This window comes from Gordonia sp. UCD-TK1, assembly GCF_001691435.1.
GTDB classification, from domain to species: domain Bacteria; phylum Actinomycetota; class Actinomycetes; order Mycobacteriales; family Mycobacteriaceae; genus Gordonia; species Gordonia hongkongensis.
The window spans coordinates 75,595-94,711 of record NZ_LZMP01000014.1 but is presented as its reverse complement, the minus strand read 5'-3'; the positions used below and the strand labels follow the sequence as shown (position 1 = coordinate 94,711).

20 protein-coding genes and 1 tRNA gene are annotated in these 19,117 nt (G+C 67.2%); 14 read left to right on the top strand and 7 right to left on the bottom strand.

The features are described from left to right. The 5 genes from A9310_RS10435 to A9310_RS10415 all read left to right on the top strand — a co-directional run. The coding region (locus tag A9310_RS10435; protein WP_175401115.1) for a type II secretion system F family protein at positions 1–374 on the top strand (374 nt) is incomplete at its 5' end. A 35-nt stretch (positions 375–409) separates the two neighbouring features. Next, entirely contained in the window at positions 410–784 is a 375-nt protein-coding gene (locus A9310_RS10430; RefSeq protein ID WP_065630549.1) for a VOC family protein, read from the top strand. Positions 785–911: 127 nt separating this feature from the next. Further along, positions 912–1,172 carry a DUF4244 domain-containing protein gene (locus A9310_RS10425; protein ID WP_078111772.1) on the top strand — a complete coding sequence of 87 codons (261 nt, stop codon included), beginning with the start codon at positions 912–914 and terminating at the stop codon, positions 1,170–1,172. Further along, on the top strand, positions 1,172–1,567 hold the full coding sequence (locus tag A9310_RS10420; RefSeq protein ID WP_065630535.1) for a TadE family type IV pilus minor pilin: 396 nt from the start codon (positions 1,172–1,174) through the stop codon (positions 1,565–1,567). Before A9310_RS10425 ends, A9310_RS10420 begins: the two co-directional genes overlap by 1 nt. Continuing rightward, positions 1,564–1,935: an Rv3654c family TadE-like protein gene (locus A9310_RS10415; RefSeq protein ID WP_065630534.1), complete on the top strand. Its 372-nt coding sequence runs from the start codon at positions 1,564–1,566 to the stop codon at positions 1,933–1,935. Before A9310_RS10420 ends, A9310_RS10415 begins: the two co-directional genes overlap by 4 nt. A 20-nt stretch (positions 1,936–1,955) precedes the next feature. On the opposite strand, the gene A9310_RS10410 is transcribed toward A9310_RS10415, so the two are convergent. Both A9310_RS10410 and A9310_RS10405 read right to left on the bottom strand, forming a co-directional pair. Then, positions 1,956–2,507, bottom strand: coding sequence for a hypothetical protein (locus tag A9310_RS10410; RefSeq protein WP_065630533.1), 552 nt, complete (start codon positions 2,505–2,507; stop codon positions 1,956–1,958). After that, positions 2,500–4,827, bottom strand: a complete 2,328-nt coding sequence (locus tag A9310_RS10405; protein WP_065630532.1) for a DEAD/DEAH box helicase — start codon at positions 4,825–4,827, stop codon at positions 2,500–2,502. Before A9310_RS10405 ends, A9310_RS10410 begins: the two co-directional genes overlap by 8 nt. Positions 4,828–5,164: 337 nt before the next feature. Between A9310_RS10405 and A9310_RS10400 the strand changes: the two genes are divergently transcribed. From A9310_RS10400 to topA, 3 genes are all read left to right on the top strand, one after another. Beyond that, the gene (locus A9310_RS10400) at positions 5,165–5,368 is read left to right on the top strand and encodes a cold-shock protein (RefSeq protein WP_004022110.1); all 204 of its coding nucleotides are present in this window, start codon (positions 5,165–5,167) and stop codon (positions 5,366–5,368) included. Between the two features lie 173 nt (positions 5,369–5,541). Then, positions 5,542–6,126 (top strand): hypothetical protein, encoded by a 585-nt coding sequence (locus A9310_RS10395; RefSeq protein ID WP_065630531.1) that lies wholly within the window; start codon positions 5,542–5,544, stop codon positions 6,124–6,126. 185 nt (positions 6,127–6,311) lie between these two features. Next, a complete protein-coding gene (gene topA / locus A9310_RS10390) occupies positions 6,312–9,395 on the top strand; it encodes a type I DNA topoisomerase (RefSeq protein ID WP_065630530.1) in 3,084 nt (1,027 codons plus the stop codon). An 82-nt stretch (positions 9,396–9,477) separates the two neighbouring features. On the opposite strand, the gene A9310_RS10385 is transcribed toward topA, so the two are convergent. Beyond that, positions 9,478–10,938 carry an adenylate/guanylate cyclase domain-containing protein gene (locus A9310_RS10385; protein ID WP_083207337.1) on the bottom strand — a complete coding sequence of 487 codons (1,461 nt, stop codon included), beginning with the start codon at positions 10,936–10,938 and terminating at the stop codon, positions 9,478–9,480. A gap of 172 nt (positions 10,939–11,110) precedes the next feature. Here A9310_RS10385 and A9310_RS10380 point away from each other — a divergent pair, with 172 nt between their 5' ends. From A9310_RS10380 to A9310_RS10365, 4 genes are all read left to right on the top strand, one after another. Further along, entirely contained in the window at positions 11,111–12,397 is a 1,287-nt protein-coding gene (locus A9310_RS10380; RefSeq protein ID WP_065630528.1) for a DNA polymerase III subunit delta', read from the top strand. 47 nt (positions 12,398–12,444) lie between these two features. Then, positions 12,445–12,888, top strand: coding sequence for a helix-turn-helix transcriptional regulator (locus A9310_RS10375; protein ID WP_065630527.1), 444 nt, complete (start codon positions 12,445–12,447; stop codon positions 12,886–12,888). Continuing rightward, positions 12,885–13,409, top strand: a complete 525-nt coding sequence (locus tag A9310_RS10370; RefSeq protein ID WP_065630526.1) for an SRPBCC family protein — start codon at positions 12,885–12,887, stop codon at positions 13,407–13,409. Before A9310_RS10375 ends, A9310_RS10370 begins: the two co-directional genes overlap by 4 nt. Before the next feature lie 103 nt (positions 13,410–13,512). Further along, complete coding sequence (locus tag A9310_RS10365; RefSeq protein WP_065630547.1) at positions 13,513–13,692, top strand: hypothetical protein; 180 nt, start codon at positions 13,513–13,515, stop codon at positions 13,690–13,692. A 97-nt stretch (positions 13,693–13,789) separates the two neighbouring features. On the opposite strand, the gene A9310_RS10360 is transcribed toward A9310_RS10365, so the two are convergent. After that, positions 13,790–14,632, bottom strand: coding sequence for an alpha/beta fold hydrolase (locus tag A9310_RS10360; protein WP_065630546.1), 843 nt, complete (start codon positions 14,630–14,632; stop codon positions 13,790–13,792). A 147-nt stretch (positions 14,633–14,779) separates the two neighbouring features. Between A9310_RS10360 and A9310_RS10355 the strand changes: the two genes are divergently transcribed. Both A9310_RS10355 and A9310_RS10350 read left to right on the top strand, forming a co-directional pair. Next, positions 14,780–15,346, top strand: coding sequence for a TetR/AcrR family transcriptional regulator (locus A9310_RS10355; protein WP_139104576.1), 567 nt, complete (start codon positions 14,780–14,782; stop codon positions 15,344–15,346). 110 nt (positions 15,347–15,456) lie between these two features. Beyond that, positions 15,457–16,173 carry a mitomycin antibiotics/polyketide fumonisin biosynthesis protein gene (locus A9310_RS10350; RefSeq protein ID WP_065630545.1) on the top strand — a complete coding sequence of 239 codons (717 nt, stop codon included), beginning with the start codon at positions 15,457–15,459 and terminating at the stop codon, positions 16,171–16,173. A 22-nt stretch (positions 16,174–16,195) separates the two neighbouring features. Here the strand turns inward: A9310_RS10350 and A9310_RS10345 are convergent, their stop codons facing one another. The 3 genes from A9310_RS10345 to A9310_RS10335 form a co-directional block, all read right to left on the bottom strand. Continuing rightward, positions 16,196–17,350 carry a hypothetical protein gene (locus A9310_RS10345; protein ID WP_065630524.1) on the bottom strand — a complete coding sequence of 385 codons (1,155 nt, stop codon included), beginning with the start codon at positions 17,348–17,350 and terminating at the stop codon, positions 16,196–16,198. A 108-nt stretch (positions 17,351–17,458) separates the two neighbouring features. Further along, positions 17,459–18,598, bottom strand: a complete 1,140-nt coding sequence (locus A9310_RS10340) for a Fic family protein (RefSeq protein ID WP_254661221.1) — start codon at positions 18,596–18,598, stop codon at positions 17,459–17,461. Between the two features lie 430 nt (positions 18,599–19,028). Beyond that, positions 19,029–19,104 (bottom strand) — tRNA-Thr (locus A9310_RS10335). Positions 19,105–19,117 lie beyond the last annotated feature (13 nt).

Here is a 19,117-nt window from a genome sequence, read left to right as displayed (position 1 = left end):
CCGAACGCGCGCCGGCGTCGATGGCGGCGCCCCTCGCTCACGTCGCCGACCTGCTGCAGCTGGGCGCCGATCCGGACGCGGCATGGTCGGCCCTGCTCGACGGACCGGACGGCGAGACGTCCGACGACCATCTCGATGCACTCGCCGCGATGGCGCGCCGGTCGGCGCGGGCCGGCTCGTCGCTGGCGGGCGGTCTCGCCGAACTCGCCGATGATGTTCGACGCCGGGCGCACGACGACGCACTCGCCGCCGCCGAACGGGCCGGTGTCGCGATCAGCGGCCCGCTCGGACTGTGCTTCCTGCCCGCGTTCATCTGTCTCGGGATCGTCCCGGTCGTCGTCGGGCTCGCCTCGTCGGTTCTGGGTTCGATCTGACGTATCTGTCGGTGCGACGACGCAGAATGTTCTCCATGACCGACTCCGGGCACCGACACCATGCCATCGACTACATCGAACTCACCGTCACCGACTCGGCCGCGGCGCAGGCGTTCTACGCGGCTGCGTTCGGCTGGCAGTTCAACGACTACGGTCCCGCATACGCGGGAATCGCGAATCCGGGCGGCCCGGACCTGCCCGAGGTCGGGGGTCTCGCGACGAGCGAGGTCGCGGCCGTACGCGGTGGTCCCCTGGTGCTGCTCTACTCCGACGATCTCGACGCCTCAGTGGAGCGGGTGCGCGCGGCGGGTGGCGAGATCGTGAACGGCCCCTATGCTTTCCCCGGTGGTCGTAGGTTCCACTTCACCGATCCCAGCGGCAACGAACTCGGGGTGTGGTCGACCTCGTAACTGACGATCGTCCGGGTTTGCGCCGGAACGGCATGGTCGGCAAATCCGAGGGATCCGAACGGCGACGCGCTGCGTCCAAGTACGTGCAACACCGTTCACTCGGTTCCATCGACTCCCAGGAGAGACCATGTCACGCACCATGTTCCGGACCCACGACGCCACCCAGGCCGCGGCGCCGCACGATCGAAGCGATGTGATCGGACGTCTCGGCGCGCACATGACGCGCCTGATGACCGACGAGGAAGGCATGTCCACTGCGGAGTATGCGATCGGCACCATCGCCGCGGCGGCGTTCGGGGCGATCCTCTACACGGTGGTCACCGGTGACAACATCGTGAGTGCCCTGACGGGCATCATCGGAAAGGCGCTCAACACCTCGGTCGGTTGATGAACCGCCGAAAGTGGCTGCGACGCCTGCTCGCCGACGAATCAGGCATGGTGACGGTCGAGGCCGCGTACGCGATCGCCGCGATCGTCGTCATGGTGCTCATCGCCGTGGGTGCGGTCGCCGCGGTGACCACCCAGATCCGCTGTACCGATGCGGCGCGCGAGGTGGCTCGCCTGTCCGCTGCGGGTGATGCTTCGGGGCGCGAGGTCGCGCAACGGCTGGTCGGAGACGGTGCGCGCGTGTCGATCTCGGATGCGGACGATCGGGTCGTCGTGGTCGAGGTCCGATCGGGTGTGGCGATGCTGCCGGGTCTCACGGTGTCGGCCCGGGCGGTCGCGGCCAAGGAGCCGACAGGTGCGGATCAGGTGGTGTTCGCGCCGGGGGTGGGGCCATGACGCGCCGTCGTGGGCTGATCGCCGACGACGACGGTCACGCAACGGTGTTGGGCGCATTCGTGATCGCGGCGCTGGCTGCGGTTCTCGTGATGGTGATCTATGTCGGGGCAGCGGTGCTCGCCCGCCACCGCGCCCAGTCGGCGGCCGATCTGTCCGCTCTGGCCGCGGCGATCGAGCATGCCGCGGGTGAGCCGAATCCATGCGCGGCGGCACGAGATCTGAGCCGCCGACAGGACTCGGGGGCCGAGCTCGTGGAGTGCCGTACCGCCGGAGACGATGTGGTGGTGACGGTTCGGGTGCCGGTGGCACTCGGGAGCTTCGGGACGAGCGACGCCACCGCCCAGGCGCGCGCGGGACCGGTGGACTGACCCCGTGCCGAAGGGCGGCCCTACCCGAGACCGTCGGATTCGACGGAGATCCGCTTGGGGTACACCCGGATGGACTGCATGGGCGCGAACCACAATTGGTGGAAGTGCACGTCGGTGTCGCCGCGATAGGCGAGTTCGAGCGCATCGGTCCCGGTGTTCAGCGGAATCCACGATCGGGCGGCCCGGACGAACGACGACCAGTGGATGAGTTCCCCCTCGGTGAGGAAACCGCCTGCTGCTGCCCAGGTTTCACCGGAGTGGGCATCGGTGGACGCCAGATAGACCTCACCGAGGGAGGCGGTGACCCGCGGACCGACCATCGCCGTCTGCAGATACCACTGTGCCGTGGTCACGACATCGGTGAAACCTCCGGAACGGGCCGCGCACCAGGCGTAGTGGAGGTCCAGTGCGTCGAGCGCCTCGTCTTCGGAGAAGAACACGTCGCGCTCGCCGATGGACGACGGCAACTGGTCGGTGTTCTGCGTCGGGCGGGCGAGCAGGAAGAAGGCACGAGAGGGTCGGGTGACCTGACGATACGTGTGGGTCCCCCGGTCGGATGCCTCGTCATGCATGGGCCAAGTATTCCCGACGGAGAAGATCCAGGACGGCTACTGCGCCATTCTTGTCGAGCGGATCGTTACCGTTGCCGCATTTGGGACTCTGCACGCAGGATGGGCAACCGCTCTCACAACCGCAGCTGGCCACGGCGTCTCGGGTGGCGTCGATCCAGGTCAGGAACGCCGAATGCCCGCGTTCGGCGAAACCGGCACCGCCCATGTACCCGTCGTAGACGAAGACCGTCGGCAGACCGGTGTCCGGGTGGAGGTCGGTCGAGAGTCCGCCGATGTCCCACCTGTCGCAGGTCGCAACGAGAGGGAGGAGGCCGATGGCCGCGTGTTCCGCGGCGTGCAACGAACCCGGCAACCGGGTCTCGTCGACACCGGCGTCGGCGAGTGCCTCCGGTGTGAGGGTGTACATCACGGCTCGGGTGCTCAGCGTCTGCTCGGGCATGTCGAGCTCGACGGCGTCGAGCACCTCTCCGGTGCGCAACGTGCGCAGGTAACCGACGACCTGATGGGTGACGTCGACCTCCACGAATGCGACCGTCAGCGGGCCGAATCGCCGGCTCGCGAGCGTCGCGGTGATGCTGATGTCCGTCGTCTCCCGCGCCGACGTCGTCCAGTCCGGGTCCTCCGGATGCGCCAGCGCGAGACCGTCGTCGAGATCGAGCTCGTCGACGAGATAGGTCTCGCCCTGGTGAATGTGGACGGCGCCGGGGTGCACCGTCGACATGGCCCGGCCGGTGTTGACGGTACCGAGCAGCTGCGACGTCGTGGTGTCGACGATCAGGACCTGCCCGCCGATGCCGCCGCGGATGTCGACGTCGGCGTGGGGTTCGGTTCCGGCCGTGACGTACCAGCCGGACTTACGTTTGCGCAGCAGGCCGTCGGCGGCCAGGTCCTGCGCCACGTCGCGGGCGTTCCAGGCGTCGATCTCGCTGTCCGACAGCGGTTTCTCCATGGCGGCGCACAGCAGGTGCGGACCGAGGATGTACGGGTTGGCGGGGTCGGTGACCGTGGCCTCGACGGGTTTGCCGAGGAGTGACTCCGGATGATGCACGAGGTAGGTGTCGAGCGGGTCGTCGCGGGCGACGAGCACGACGAGTGAGTCGCCGGACTCGCGCTGGCGTCCCGCGCGCCCGGCCTGCTGCCAGAACGAGGCGACCGTTCCGGGGTACCCGCTGACGATCACGGCGTCGAGTCCGCTGATGTCCACGCCGAGTTCGAGCGCATTGGTGGTGGCCACGCCCAGCAGTTCGCCGTCGGAGATGGCCTTCTCCAGACGTCGCCGATCGTCGGCCAGGTATCCCGCCCGGTACGCGCCGATCCGGGACTCGAGCTCGGGGGCGCTCTGTGACAACAGGTGTCGTGCGCTGAGTGCGGTCAGTTCGACGCCCCGCCGGCTCCGGGCGAAACACAGTGTACGAGCACCTTCCACCACGAAATCGGCCAGCAGTCGGGCGGATTCAGCGCCGGCCGAGCGTCGGACGGGTGCACCGTTCTCGCCGGTGACCACCGGCAGGAAATCGGGCTCCCAGAGGGCGACGGTCCGCTCCCCGCGGGGAGATGCGTCCTCGGTCACCGCGACGGCCGGTTCACCGATCAACCGGCCCAGCGCCTCGGCCGGTTCGGCGACCGTCGCACTCGCGCCGATGACGACCGGATCGGCACCGGCGGCCCGCGCGATCCGCAGCAGACGCCGCATCACCAGGGCGGTGTGAGACCCGAACACGCCTCGGTAGTGGTGACATTCGTCGACGACGATGAACCGCAGATGCCGGAAGAACTGACGCCATCGGTGGTGATGGGACAGGATGCCGATGTGCAGCATGTCGGGGTTGGTGAAGATCCAGCGCGAATGGGCGCGCGCCCACTGCCGGATCTCGGGGTCGGTGTCGCCGTCGTATGCGCACGGCTGGAGGTGCCCGAACTCCGGTCGCCCGGCTATGATCGAGGACACTGCCCGGATCTGGTCGGCCCCGAGAGCTTTTGTCGGCGCGAGGTATAACGCGGTCGCATTCTTTTCGTTCAGAAAAGAAGTGAGAATGGGCATTTGATACGACATCGATTTGCCCGATGCGGTCCCGGTGCAAATAGCCACATGATTGCCGCGGAATGCGGCGTCGGCCGCGCGCGCCTGGTGAGTCCACACCTTCTCGATGCCGTTGTCGGCGTAGGCGTCGATCAGGGGCTGCGGCACCCACTCCGGCCAGGCGTCGAAAGATGGTGAGCGCGATGGGATTACCGAGAGGTGGGTGAGCGGGGAGGGGTCGGCGTCGGACCCCGCGAGGGTGCGGGCCAACAGGCCTGTCCCGAATGTGGAGTACTGCATCTTCTGGTGAGAACTCTTCGAAATAGTGTTGCAGCGACGGGTCTCCGACCTGCGTCGATGTTACCGGCTGGTGTCGTTGGTCTGAAGTTTGACGAGGTTTTGACTCACTTTGGTTCGTGTGACTATCGCTGGGGGGCCGAACATGATTGACTGGTTCCGGCCGCAGCTTTCGCGACCCACCGCCCGGTGGGCGACAAGCATGTTGCAGCCGTGGTACTGAGGTTAGTTTGGCGGATCGATGCAGATCTTCGCGGGGCTCTTTGAGGTATGGCGGTCGACCGGCCACGACACGATGACCCATCGTGTCGCGACAGTTGATATGTAAAGGATTGCAAGAATGGCACAGGGAACTGTGAAGTGGTTCAACGCGGAAAAGGGCTTCGGCTTCATCGCGCCTGATGAGGGTTCCGACGACGTGTTCGTCCACTATTCCGAGATCCAGGGATCCGGTTTCCGCACCCTCGAGGAGAACCAGCGGGTCGAGTTCGAGGTCGGTCAGGGCACCAAGGGGCCGCAGGCCACCGGCGTCCGCGCTGTCTGAGAAGACCCGCGTGTGACTGCACCAAGCAGTCGGGGCAAACCACCGCTCCCGTTTCGATTCGTCGAGGCGGGAGCGGTTTGTTGTCTGGCTCCCGTTCCGCAGCGCTCCGCGCGTCGCGAACGCGCCACCTGAACCGCCCACCTATTTCCGAGACACAGCACTAGTCTCGAATCGTGGGCCAGTTGTCGTTTTTCTCCGCGGAGACCGAACAGCCCGCGTACGCCGACCTCGCGGGGCTGCTCGCGGCGCACGGACAGGCCGTCCGCTCCGAAACCGGTACGCGGGTCTCGATCGTGGTCGCCGACCGCTGGCGGGCAGAGCAGATCGTCGTCGAGATGCGTGCGGCCGGCCTCGAAGCCGAGTCGACGGTCTCGGACGAGGGCACGCCGCTGGCCCGGACCGCGCCCTGCCATGAACTCGATCCCCTGCACGCGGCCTGGTCCGCGGGAGCGGTCAAGGCGATGCCCCCCGGCTGGGTTCCGAGTTTCCGGGCCCTGCGCCTGTGGGTGATCGCCGCCGGTCACTCGGATGCCGGCCGCTACCAGCTCGGATTGGATCCCCACGCTCCGGAGTCGCACGCGGCACTCGCCACGGCGCTGATGCGGGTCGGCATCGCACCAACCCTCGTCGGTACGCGCGGGCATTCCCCGGCCCTGCGGATCGCAGGCCACCGGCGCCTGTCCCGGTTGCACGAGTACGTCGGCGTCCCGCCCTGTGCCGAGGCCGTCGCCGACTGGCCTCCGGTCGACGAGCATTAGTCATCCCGCATTGGAGCCGTTGAGCTGCTACAACGGGTCGGAACGGTGTCGGATCGGTCACCTCGCCGGGTCCGAGACGGAATTCAGATGTGCAAACGGCGCTATACATAAGGTACAAACCCATCGAACACACCTGAACTGACACGCAGGAACGTTCTCCACCCAGTCAACCGAAGGACGCCCCGGTGGCAGAGACCAGCACCGCATCCCGCTCGAACAGGGGTATTCGACGCCTCGTGATCGTCGAGTCCCCGACCAAGGCCCGCAAGATCGCCGGGTACCTGGGGGCGAACTATGTGGTGGAGTCCTCCCGAGGGCACATCCGCGACCTCCCGCGCGGTGCCGCCGACGTGCCGGCCAAGTACAAGGGGCAGTCCTGGGCACGTCTCGGCGTGAACGTCGACGAGAACTTCGAGCCGCTGTACGTGGTGTCGCCTGACAAGAAGTCGACCGTCAGCGAACTCAAGTCGCTGATGAAGGACGTCGACGAGCTCTACCTCGCCACCGACGGTGACCGTGAGGGGGAGGCGATCGCCTGGCATCTCCTCGAGACGCTCAAGCCGAAGATCCCCGTCAAGCGCATGGTGTTCCACGAGATCACCGAGCCGGCCATCCGGGCGGCTGCCGAGAACCCGCGTGACCTCGACATCGACCTCGTCGACGCGCAGGAGACCCGACGCATCCTCGACCGCCTCTACGGCTACGAGGTGTCGCCGGTGCTGTGGAAGAAGGTCATGCCGAAGCTGTCTGCGGGCCGTGTGCAGTCGGTGGCGACGCGCATCATCGTCGAACGGGAGCGCGAGCGCATGGCGTTCGTGTCGGCCGAGTACTGGGACATCTCCGCGACGATGGACGCGAGCGCGGAGAGTGCGGACAGCTCCAATCCGCAGACCTTCAAGGCGCGGCTGGTCAACGTCGACGAAGCCCGGGTCGCCACGGGACGCGACTTCGAGTCGACGGGTGTCCTGAAGAGGTCCGACGGCGTCATCGTGCTCGACGCCGACCGCGCCGAGAGTCTGGCCACCGGCCTGCGAGGTGCGGGGATGACCGTCACCTCGGTCGAGGAGAAGCCCTACACGCGCCGTCCGTACGCGCCGTTCATGACCTCGACGCTGCAGCAGGAGGCCGGCCGCAAGTTGCGGTTCACCTCCGACCGCACGATGCGGATCGCGCAGCGGTTGTACGAGAACGGCTTCATCACCTACATGCGTACCGACTCGACGAGCCTCAGCGAGTCGGCGATCAACGCCGCCCGCGCCCAGGCCCGCGAGCTCTACGGCGACAACTTCGTCCACCCGACGCCGCGCCAGTACACCCGCAAGGTCAAGAACGCCCAGGAAGCACACGAGGCGATCCGACCCGCCGGTGAGACCTTCCGTACCCCCGGCCAGGTGGCCGGGCAGCTCGAGGCCGATGAGTTCCGCCTGTACGAACTGATCTGGCAGCGCACGGTCGCGTCGCAGATGGCCGACGCCAAGGGCACCACGCTGAGCCTGCGTATCGCCGGCACCGCGTCGTCAGGAGAGCGCTGCACCTTCGCCGCGTCAGGTCGCACGATCACCTTCCCGGGCTTCCTGTCGGCCTACGTGGAGACGGTCGACGAGCTCAGCGGCGGCCAGGCCGACGACGCCGAGAACCGGTTGCCGCAGCTCACCGAGGGGCAGTCGCTGACGGCCACCGACCTGACCGCAGACGGTCACTCCACCAACCCGCCGGCGCGCTTCACCGAGGCGTCGCTGGTGAAGGTGCTCGAGGAACTCGGGATCGGCCGACCGTCGACGTATGCGTCGATCATCGGCACCATTCAGGACCGCGGGTACGTGGTCAAGAAGGGCAACGCCCTGGTGCCGTCGTGGATCGCGTTCGCGGTCGTCGGTCTGCTGGAGGCGTACTTTGAGAGCCTCGTCGACTACGACTTCACCGCGACCCTCGAAGACGACCTCGATCAGATCGCAACGGGCAACGAGAACCGCACGAAGTGGTTGTCGGAGTTCTACTTCGGCGACGACCATTCCGGTGCCGACGGTGAAACCCGTTCCGCCCACTCGGCAATCGCGCAATACGGCGGTCTGAAGAAGCTCGTCGGTGTCAATCTCGAGGAGATCGACGCGCGGCAGGTCAACTCCATCCGTCTGTTCAACGACGAAGAGGGCCGCCCGATCTATGTGCGGGTCGGCCGATACGGGCCGTATCTCGAGCGCAATGTCGCCGCGGACGGTGCGGAAGAGGATCTGCAGCGCGCCAACCTGCCCGCCGACATCACCCCGGACGAGTTGACCCTCGCGGTTGCCGAAAAGCTCTTCGCGACACCGCAAGAGGGACGTTCGCTCGGTACGGACCCCGTCACCGGTCACGAGATCGTCGCCAAGGAAGGACGTTTCGGTCCGTACGTGACCGAGGTCCTGCCGTCGGACGACGATGACGACGACGGGGACACGCCCGCAACCATTCCCGCGGGCCCGACGCCGCGTGACGGCGGGTCGGGCGGCGGCACCGGAGGTTCGGACACCGCCGACGGCGACGTCGTCCCGCTCGACTCGCCCGGCGGGGGCACGGCCACCAAGACGAAGCCGGCGGCGAAGAAGACCGCGAAGAAGGCGGCGAAGAAGGCCGGTCCCAAGCCGCGTACGGGCTCGCTGTTCAAGACGATGGACATCTCGACGGTCACGCTCGAGGACGCGCTGAAGCTGCTGTCGCTGCCGCGCGTCGTCGGCGTAGACCCGGAGTCGGGCGACGAGATCACCGCGCAGAACGGCCGGTACGGCCCGTATCTCAAGAAGGGCTCGGACTCGCGGTCCCTCGGCACCGAGGAGCAGCTCTTCGAGATCACCCTCGACGAGGCGCTGAAGATCTACTCGGAGCCCAAGCGTCGCGGTCGTCAGGCCGCCGCGCCGCCGCTGCGTGAGCTCGGCAAGGACGACGAGGTCAGCGGCAAGCCGATGGTCATCAAGGACGGTCGGTTCGGACCGTACGTGACCGACGGCGAGACCAACGCCAGCCTGCGCAAGGGCGACGAGGTCGCCTCGATCACGCCGGAGCGCGCGATGGAGTTGCTCGCCGATCGTCGGGCTCGTGGCCCGGCCAAGAAGGCTGCCAAGAAGACCACGAAGAAGGCGGCGGCGAAGAAGGCCCCCGCCAAGAAGGCAGCGGCCAAGAAGACGGCGGCGAAGAAGACCGCAGCCAAGAAGACGACGGCGAAGAAGACCGCAGCCAAGAAGTCGACCGCCAAGAAGACGGCGGCCAAGAAGGCGACGCCGGACGCCGAGTAAGAGCGCTCAATAATCGCTAATCGCTGGGGCAAGCGACGGCGAGTCCCTGCTCGCACCTCAGGGGGCAGGGGAGGGGGGGAGCTCAGTCCCGCCGGTCCGGCTCGAGGTGCGGGCGCGCGAGGAGCGTCTCGATCCCGCGGCCGCGGAGTTCGACGCCCTCGCCGATCTCCCAATGCTCGGCTTCCTCGTGAGACGCCAGGAACACCGCGCGAGCGGACCCGAGGACGCGGGTGGGTTCGTCCTTCGCGAGCTCGGTGAGGCGGGCCGCCTCGTTGACCGGGTCGCCGATGACCGTGTACTCGAGTCGCTGTTCGGCGCCGATGTGGCCGGCGATGGCCTTGCCGGCCGACACCCCGATGCCGATGTCGGTGTCACCCAGGGTCTCGTAGAGCTCGGCCCGCAGCTCACGCGCGGAGGCAAGCGCGCGGCCGGCGAAGTCGTCGAGGTCGAGCGGCGCACCGAAGATGGCGAGCGCGGCGTCGCCCTGGAATTTGTTGACGAACCCGCCGTGGCGACCGACCACGCCGACGACGACCCGGAAGAACTCGTTGAGCAGTTCGACGATCTCGCGGGGCGGCCGATTCACCGCCAGGCGCGTCGAGCCGACGATGTCGACGAACAGGACGCCGACGTAGCGTTCCTCGCCACCGAGTTCGGTGCCGGTCTCGATGGCCCGCCGCGCGACGTCCTCGCCGACGTAGCGGCCGAACAGGTTGCGCAGCTGCTGGCGTTCGCGCAGGTCGGCGACCATGTCGTTGAATCCGGCCTGCAGCAGGCCGAGATCACTGCCGTCGTAGATCTTCACCGCGACGTTGAGGTCGCCCTCGCTGACCTTGGACTGTGCGCGCCGCAGCTGCTTGATCGGGTCGTTGATGGCGGCGACAACGCGCACGATCGCGATCACGCTGAACGCGAGCGCCGAGATCGCCATCCACAGGATCGGCCGCTCCAGGCCGGTGGAGTCGGCCTCGATGATGCCGAGCCGGTGCAGCACGATCATCCCGATGATCACCAGCATCGGGGCGACCACGCTGATCACCCAGAACGCGGTGATGCGGGTGGTGACACTGGGCGCGATGGCGTTGTCGGGATTGTTGGCCATCGCCGCGACCGTGATCGGCCGCATGACCTTCTCCGCCTGCATGTAGCTGAGCGCACACGTGACCATCGCGCCGATCGTGCTGGCGATCGCGACGATGAAGGCGTTCTTCGACGAGACGGTCAGGTTGACGAACGTGAACAGCGTGCCGCCCACGACCCACAGTGCGGCGTTCACCGCGGTCAGCAACATCGGTAGCGCGAGGGCGCGGCGTCGTGCGGCCTCGTTGTCGAGTCGGGTGCGACGCCGATGCCAGATGAGCACCGGTAGCGAGAGCTGGATGCTGGCGAAGCCGCCGATGACCATCGCGATCAACAAGTAGGCAGCGAAGATGACCTGGTTCAGCGCGGTGATCTCGTCGAGGCTGATCGAATCCTGGATCGGCATGCCGAAGCGCAGGAACGCGAAGGTGAACAGTGCACCGACGAGGTTCGCCCGCAGCATGTCCAGCGCGAGAATGGGCCACGGCGTATGAATCAGCCATCGGGCCAGATGCAGGCCCTTTGACCACCGCGACCGTTGTTGAACCACGGAGACTACGGTAGCTGGCTGCTTGCAATCGTTAAACACGGTTCCGCGCCTCAGGCGTGTCCGAACTGCGGATTAGGGTGTTGCTGTGACAAATGTCTTCGATCGGCTGACCGGGCAAGAGGCCATCGCCGACGATCTGCGGGCCGCCGCCCGGGCAGCGCGTGCTCTCGCGGCGAGGCTCGACGCGGGTGCGTCTGACGATCTGTTCCTCGCCGACGACGAGATCCCGGCCGTCGATGCGGGGTGGTCGCGGGCGTCGATGACCCACTCGTGGCTGTTCACCGGACCACCGGGCAGCGGTCGGTCGGTGGCCGCGCAGTGCTTCGCCGCGGCTCTCCAGTGTCAGGCGCCCGACGCCACGAACGTCGGTTGTGGTGAATGCCGGGCGTGCGTCACGGTGATGGCGAAGACCCACGCCGACGTCCGCCACGTCGTGCCGGAGGGGTTGAGCCTCGCCGTCGGCGCGATGCGGGACATCGTGCAGGCCGCCGCGCGCCGGCCGGGCACGGGACGCTGGCAGATCGTCATCGTCGAGGACGCCGACCGGCTCACCGAGCAGGCCGCGAACGCGCTGCTGAAGGTCGTCGAGGAGCCGCCGTCACGCACGGTGTTCCTGCTGTGCGCGCCGTCGGTCGATCCCGAGGACATCTCGGTGACCCTGCGGTCGCGCTGCCGGCACATCGCACTGGTGACGCCGACGACCGCCGACATCGAGCGGGTGCTCGTCGAGCGCGACGGTCTCGATCCGGAGCAGGCTCGGTGGGCGGCGTCGGTGTGTGGCGGCCACATCGGGCGCGCGCGTCGGCTGGCGACGGATCCCGAAGCGCGCACGCAACGCGAGAAGGCGCTCGGGCTGGCGCGTGCCGCCGCCCGCGACTCGACCGCCTATGCCGCTGCCGAGGAGCTCGTTCGGTCGGCCGATGAGGCCGCCAAGGCGATCAGTGCCGAGCTAGACGCGGCCGAGACCGAGGAGATGAAGACCGCGCTCGGGGCGGGCGGCACGGGCAAGGGCACCGCGCGGATGCCGCGCGGAAGTGCCGGCGCGCTCAAGGAACTGGAGAAGCGGCAGAAGTCGAGGGCGACCCGGGTCGGACGCGACGTCCTCGACCGTGCTCTGGTCGATCTCGCCGCGCTGTTCCGCGACGCGCTCGTCGTCGGCGTGGGCGCCCAGGTCACCGCGATGCATCCGGACAAGGCCGACGACCTCGCGAACCCGCTCGCCGGCTACGCCAAGCCCGAGCAGCTGCTGCAGTGCGTCGAAGCCGTGCTCGCGTGCCGGGAGGCCCTCGACATGAACGTGAAGCCGAAGTTCGCCGTCGACGACATGGTCGCGCGGATCGGACTCGCACTCGCGCGCCCGGTCGGGGCGTAGACAGCTTCACCCTTCCCTATTGGTAACTCGTGTGTTACCAATAGGGCGTGGACGACTTCGAGGCGATCGCCGACCCGGTGCGTCGTGCGCTGATCGAGCGGCTCGCTCGCGGGTCGGCGCGCGTCGTCGATCTCGCGGCCGACCATCCGATCAGCCGGCCGGCGATCTCGCGTCACCTTCGTGTGCTCGGCGAAGCTGGCGTGACGACGGCCGTCGACCACGGCCGGGAGCGGCACTACGAGCTGGCGTCCGGCGCGCTGGCCGGGGTCCGGGCGTGGCTCGACGCGGTGGACTCGGCGGTTGCGGGCTCGCACGCCGTGGACTCGGACGGCGTGGACTCGGACGGCGTGCAGCCGAGATTCGACGAGCGTCATCTCGACGCGCTCGACCTCGAGGTGCGACGTACCGTGCGCGAGTTCGTCGACGAGGAATCCGCGGACTCCCCTCTTGCACAGCCCGATTCAGGCAGACGACACAAGGAGACAGGATGACTGCGGACATCACGGCCACGGGCCGTCGAGAGGTGCGGGCCGGCGTGCCGCACGTGGTGCTCGAACGGAGTTTTTCGGCGCCGGCCGACGCCGTATGGGCGGCGATCACCGAACCCGCGCGCCTCGAACGCTGGATCGGAACATGGGCGGGCGACCCCGTCGACGGGTTCGTCGACTTCCGGATGACCGCCGAGGGCGACGACGTGGAGCCGGAGCGATTCACGATCCTGGAATGCGATCCGCCGCGCCGGCTGGTCGTCGAATCGAAGTCCCCGGCCCAGGACGGGAATGAGGACGTGTGGCGGCTGGAACTGGACCTGGCGGAAGCCCACGGAACGACGACACTGACCTTCGCGCAGGGACTGCCACGGGCCGACATGGCCGAGAACGTGGGCCCGGGATGGGAGTACTACCTGGACCGCTTGGTGGCGGCCGAGGCCGGCCGTGGCGTCGCCGAGGTCGACTGGGACGCCTACTACCCGGCGCTGTCGTCGTCGTACGCGGACATGTTCCGGGACTGATCGGTCGCGCCCGGACTCCGATCGCCGGAGGGTGACGCGGGCCTCGACCTATCATGACGTCACGGTCGCGTGCCGCGGCCGGACGATGAGCGAGGAGCGAGCGATGTCGGACTTCATCCGCAAGATCAAGGAAGATGCCAAGGCCGTCTCGGCCGCCATCGATCAGGAACTGACGGTGCTCGAGGGTGTTCCCGGCTACGACCCCCTCGCTGACAACAAGGATGCCGAGACGTCCGACGAGAGTGCCGACGATTCGGCGCCGGTCGAGGGCGAGTCGCGGTAGGGAAGCAGACGGCAAACGGCCGCCGGATGGAGAATTCATCCGGCGGCCGTCCTGCTGTCACGCGGGTGTGCTCACTGCTGAACTCACCCCGGGGCGCTCACTTCTGAACGAACCCCAGCAGCGCCTCGTTCACCTCGGCGGCGTGAGTCCACAGCAGGCCGTGCGGCGCATCGGGGACCTCGACGTACTCGGCCTCCGGAACGGCCTGGTGGAAGCGGCGACCAGTGGCATCGATCGGCAGGATGTTGTCGGCCGTGCCGTGCAGGATCAGGGTCGGCTTGCCCGAGTCGCGCACTGCGGCAACATCTTCGCGGAAGTCCTCGATCCAGGCGGGGACGACCGAGTAGGCGGCGACCGGCGCGCTGCCGACCGCGGTGTTCCAGTTCGCGTCGACGACCTCCTGGGTGATGCGGGTGCCGAGGTTGTCGTCGAGGTTGTAGAAGTCCTTGTAGAACTGCGTGTACCAGGCGTAGCGGTTCTCCTTGGCGGCCGCCGCGATACCGTCGAAGACGGACCGGTCGACGCCTTCGGGATTGTCGTCGGTCTTCACCAGGAACGGTTCGAGCGACGCCAGGAACGCGAACTTCGCGACCCGGTCGGTGCCGTGGTTCTTGGCGTAGCGGGCGAGTTCGCCGGTGCCCATGGAGAATCCGACGAGGATGACGTCGCGGAGGTCGAGCGTCTCCAGGACGGTGTTCAGGTCCGCGGCGAAGGTGTCGTAGTGGTAGCCGGTGCCGACCTTGCTCGACTTCCCGAACCCGCGACGGTCATAGGTGATCACGCGGTAGCCGGCGTCGATGAGCTCGCGCGCCTGCAGTTCCCAGCTGTTCCCGTCGAGCGGATAGCCGTGGATCAGCACGACGGCCTGGCCGGTGCCGTGATCTTCGTAGTACAGCTCGACGTCGGTGGAGTTCTCGGTGCCGACTTTGATGTAGCCCATTGCGATCACTTCTCTCTGTTGAGGCGACCCGATCGGGATCGGAATCGATGCGGCGGGCGGGAGAACGGTCGTTCTCGCCGGTGATTGCTACACTAGAGAACGATCGTTCCCCGCGCAACCCCCAGCCGGGAACCGGCAGTAGAGGAGATCGAGGTGACCGACGACGTGGACCCGCGCGAGCAGGTGGTCCGTGCCGCTGACCAGCTGTTCAACGCGCACGGGGTCCACGCGGTGGGGATGGACAAGGTCCGCGATGCGGCGGGGGTGTCGCTGAAGAAGATCTACTCGATGTTCCCGTCGAAGGAGGCCTTGATCCTCGCGGTGCTCGACGATCGGACCCGGCAGTGGAACAGCGGGATCGCCGCGTGTGCGGAGGGTCTGTCGTCGCCGCGGGAGAGGCTGCTCGCCGTGTTCGACTTCTTGTTCCAGTGGTTCGGCACCGACGAGTTCCGCGGGTGCGCGTTCATCAACGCCTACGGCGAACTCGGGGCCGAGATGCCCTCGGTCGCCGCCGCGGTCCGTGCGCAGAAAGCTGATTTCCAGCGTTACGTCGCGGGTCTGGTGGCGGAGTTGGGAGGCCCCGACGGCCTCGGCGCGCAGCTGTCCATCCTCGCCGAGGGGGCCCAGACCACGGCGGCGATCGCGGGCTCGGCGCGTGCCGCCGACGATGCACGTGCCGCCGCCGAAGTCCTGATCGACCAAGCTCTCCGGTAGTCGATTCCAGAGGTCTTGCGGCCGTGAGCTTCTCGACGCTTGGTGATCTGTCGCCCGCGGTGCGGCGAAAATCGCTCGCGGGAGACGCCCGATGGTGGGAGGCTGCGACGGTGATCGACGTCGACAGGTTCAGCGCAGACGGCTTCCTCAAGATCGAGCGTCCGTCGCTGCGCGAGGCTGCGGACCGGGCGCGGGCGGGGCTGTGGGCTCAGCTGGGATTGTCCGAGGACGACCCGGACGCCTGGACCGATCCGGTGCGCTGGGCGTCGGACATGGTGGGAGCCGGCCCATTCGGGTTGCTCGCGAACAGTCCGGAGCTGACCGAGGCGCTCGATGCGATCTGTGGCGTCGGCGGTTGGACACCGCGCGGCGCCCTGGGCAACATACCGGTCCGCTTCCCGCTGCCGCCGACGGTCGATGACCGCGGGTGGCACATCGACGCCAACACACCGCGCGAGGACGGAACGTGGGTGGTGAGTCGGCGGCCCCACACCGTGCTGATCCTGACCCTGCTCTCCGAGGTCGGGCCGTCCGACGCACCGACACGCATCCGGGTGGGGTCACATCTCGACGCTGTCACGGTTCTCGACAACGACGGGATGAGCCCCTTCGACGCCGGTCCGCTACTCGACGCCGCGAGTCGCGAGCGTCGCGTCTCCTATGCGACTGGCAGTCCCGGTGACGTCTACGTGGTCCATCCGTTCACCGTGCACGCGGCTGACGAACATCATGGTGCGACTCCACGTTTCATGGCGCAGGGGCCGGTGATGCTGACGTCGCCGTTGTCGCCCGATTCGGCAGCACCACTGGCGTCCGTGTTCGGTTGAGCCGCTGATCCACGACGACGGATTAGGCGGCTGATTCCGAGGATTCGCTGCCGGAACCACTGCGGTCGGAAGAATCCCTGTCGTCGCCCGCACCGGAGTTGTCACCGCTCGACGAGTCGGATCGGGAGTTGCCCGAACCCTCGGACGGACCGTCGTCAACCATTTCGCCTGAGTCCGATCCGGTGTCCCCGTCGTCGTCGACATCGGAGGACTCGCTCGGCAAGTCCTGGTCATCGTCGACCACGATGTCCCGCAGGGTTTCCCGGCCCACGTCCCGTGTTTCGGCAGTGTCCCCGGGCGTCTCGGCATCGGCTCCGGCGTCGGATGTGGTGTCGCCACGGTCGGTGGTCGGCTCGATGGGCCGGCCGCGTGGTGGTTCGGTGACCTCCGGCTCGCCGCCCGTGCCGACGTCGGGACGTGGCGTCTCGACAGGGCGGTCCGTCCGGGGCGGGTCGACCTTCCATCCGATCGACTTCAGGAGTGCCGAGACAAGTGGGATGGTCTCCAGCCAGACTCGAATGCTCCACGGTCCACGCGGATCCGACACCAGCACGATGACCGGACCGTCGGTACCCGGCGGGGGAGGAGTCAGGCTGGTGCCGCCCTCGGGTACGCCGGGCGCGCCGGGCCCACCGGAGCCCTGGGCGTCGCCGGTGTAGACGACGAACGGACTGTTCGCGTCGAGTCCGGCGATGACAGTCATGACCGCCAGGTTCTGTTGCACCGCACGTTCTTTGAGCTCGTTGTCGAGCTCCGTCGACAGCACTGCGCGGGTTCGGGGACCGCCGGCGATGATGGGGCCGACCGAGTGCGGAAAGTCGATGACCAGCGTTCTCGGTGTACCCGTGGAAGACAGGTCGCGTGTCGTGGGGTCAGCCGGCCCGCCGGTCGGTGTCGCAGCGGCGGACGGGGCGGCGGGGCCGCCGGCGCCCGGCGCCAACGGGATCGGTTGGCTCCACCCGGTGCTCGATTCGGTGGCCACCTGGACGGTGTCCGGCGCGGCGAGAGCGTGGACCAGGGTGGTCACGTTGATCGATGCGACCGCGGTCGGGATGACGGTGGCCAGCGAGAGCGCGCCGAGGGTGAGAGAGGCGTTGGAGAGGCCCGAGGGTCGTCGAAGAGGACCGACGCCGTCGTTCTCGACGGCGCGTCGCGTGCCGCGCCGATATCCTGCCACCCCTGGGCCCCCTCTTTGTCGATCAGATATTAGACGACGAGCGGGCTGCTCGCTGTCGTCTGAATGACACAAATCGGGACATCTACTCGGAGGGTCAGCTACTGGAGATCACGGTCCTTCCAGATCCAGCAGCGCGGCCACCCGCTGGGTGAGCCGGAAACGCAGCGGTTTCCTCGTGACGGTCTCGATGATCCCGGCGTCGTCCAAGAGCTGGAGTCGCGGTCGGACGAACTGACTGGATCTTCCCAGCACGTCGGCCAGGGTGTTCGATCGGACGGCGCGGTTCACATCGAAGTAGTAGGCCTGGCCGAGGGTGTACAAGATCGCGCCGAAGTCGTCAGGACTTATCGGCGGTGACGACTCGCGGTCGAGCCCTACGCTGAGCGGAAACTGTTCGTCATCAACCAGATCGCGAAGGCGTGCCCTGAGCGCCTCGATCTTCTGCCGACGTTCGGAGAGGTCGAGCAGCAGCCGATGTTGTGCCTCGGCGATGATCTCCAACATTCTGATCAAGAAAGGCGTCAGATCCCCGCGATTCAGTGGATTCTCCACGTCCGCGAACGCGCGATAGTAACGGTCCTTGTTGTCGGCGACGGTCGCCGACAGCGCGAGGCTCGCGTACGGAGCGATCACCTGTCGGAGGTCGAGTGCGAGAAGGTAGCGCCCGGTTCGGCCGTTGCCGTCGTAGAACGGGTGCGTGTACTCGAAGATGAAGTGCGCAGCCACGGCCCTGATGAGTTGGGGGACCGAATCGTCGCGCGCCTGGCTCAGCATCAGGGTGAGCGCTGCGTCGATCGCTGACTCGGGCACGACTCCGGTATGCACGATCTTGGTCCCGGATTCGATCGATACCGGTCCCTGCCGGAACAGCCGCCCATCGGGAGCGTCTTCATCACGGATCTCTCCCGCGGTCACCGCGTCGTAGACAGCCCGGATGTCGTCCAGCGTATGCGGACTTTCGGCCTCGTCGTTGCCGATGTCGAGGTAAAGACGCGCCATCTCCGCGAAGCGCTTGTTTTCGATGGGTTGTCGCGCCCGGACGGCCCTGATCGCAGCACCGATCTCCTGTCGGGTCGAACGGACCTGTTCGATCTCGTTGGTCGCTTGGATTTCGTCGATGACCATGCGATGGAGATAGTGGGTCCGTGCTCGTCCTGGCAGATCTTTCCACTCGGACTGAATCTTCGGCTCAAAGCTCATGATTCGTTCGATCAGCACTGCGATCTCGGGGGTCAGCAGCGCGAACATCGGGTACTCGCCGATCATCAAGTCCCAGCGGAGGGCGGCGGGAGACTCGCGTCGGACCCGTTCCTCAGCGTCGGCGCCGACTTGATCGCGCTGGTGGAAGACGGACTTGAGCGTTCTGTATGACACTTGATCTATCTCCGCATCCATACGCAAAAGCGGGGTGGCCTGTATGGCCTATGTTATACAGAGACGGAGATAGATAAAATAAGGAACAGTCGGAGTGGCCTCTATTGTTCCAATGGTGCTTAGGGCTGCGTTCGCAGGGTCGGTCGACGGGGGTCGCGCACCGCGGGGCTGCCACACGCCCGCCTGTTCCTGGTTGAACGAGTGAACTAAACGGCCTGCGGTCAGTGCGTCGAGGCGGCCGCGCGGCGGATTTCTGACGACGCAGGGGTGGGCCAGAACCGAGGCATGAGTGGCCGGGAGGAGATGGAGCCGCCCAGGGGAATCGAACCCCTGACCTATTCATTACGAGTGAATTGCTCTACCGACTGAGCTAGGGCGGCGTGCTACGCGAGG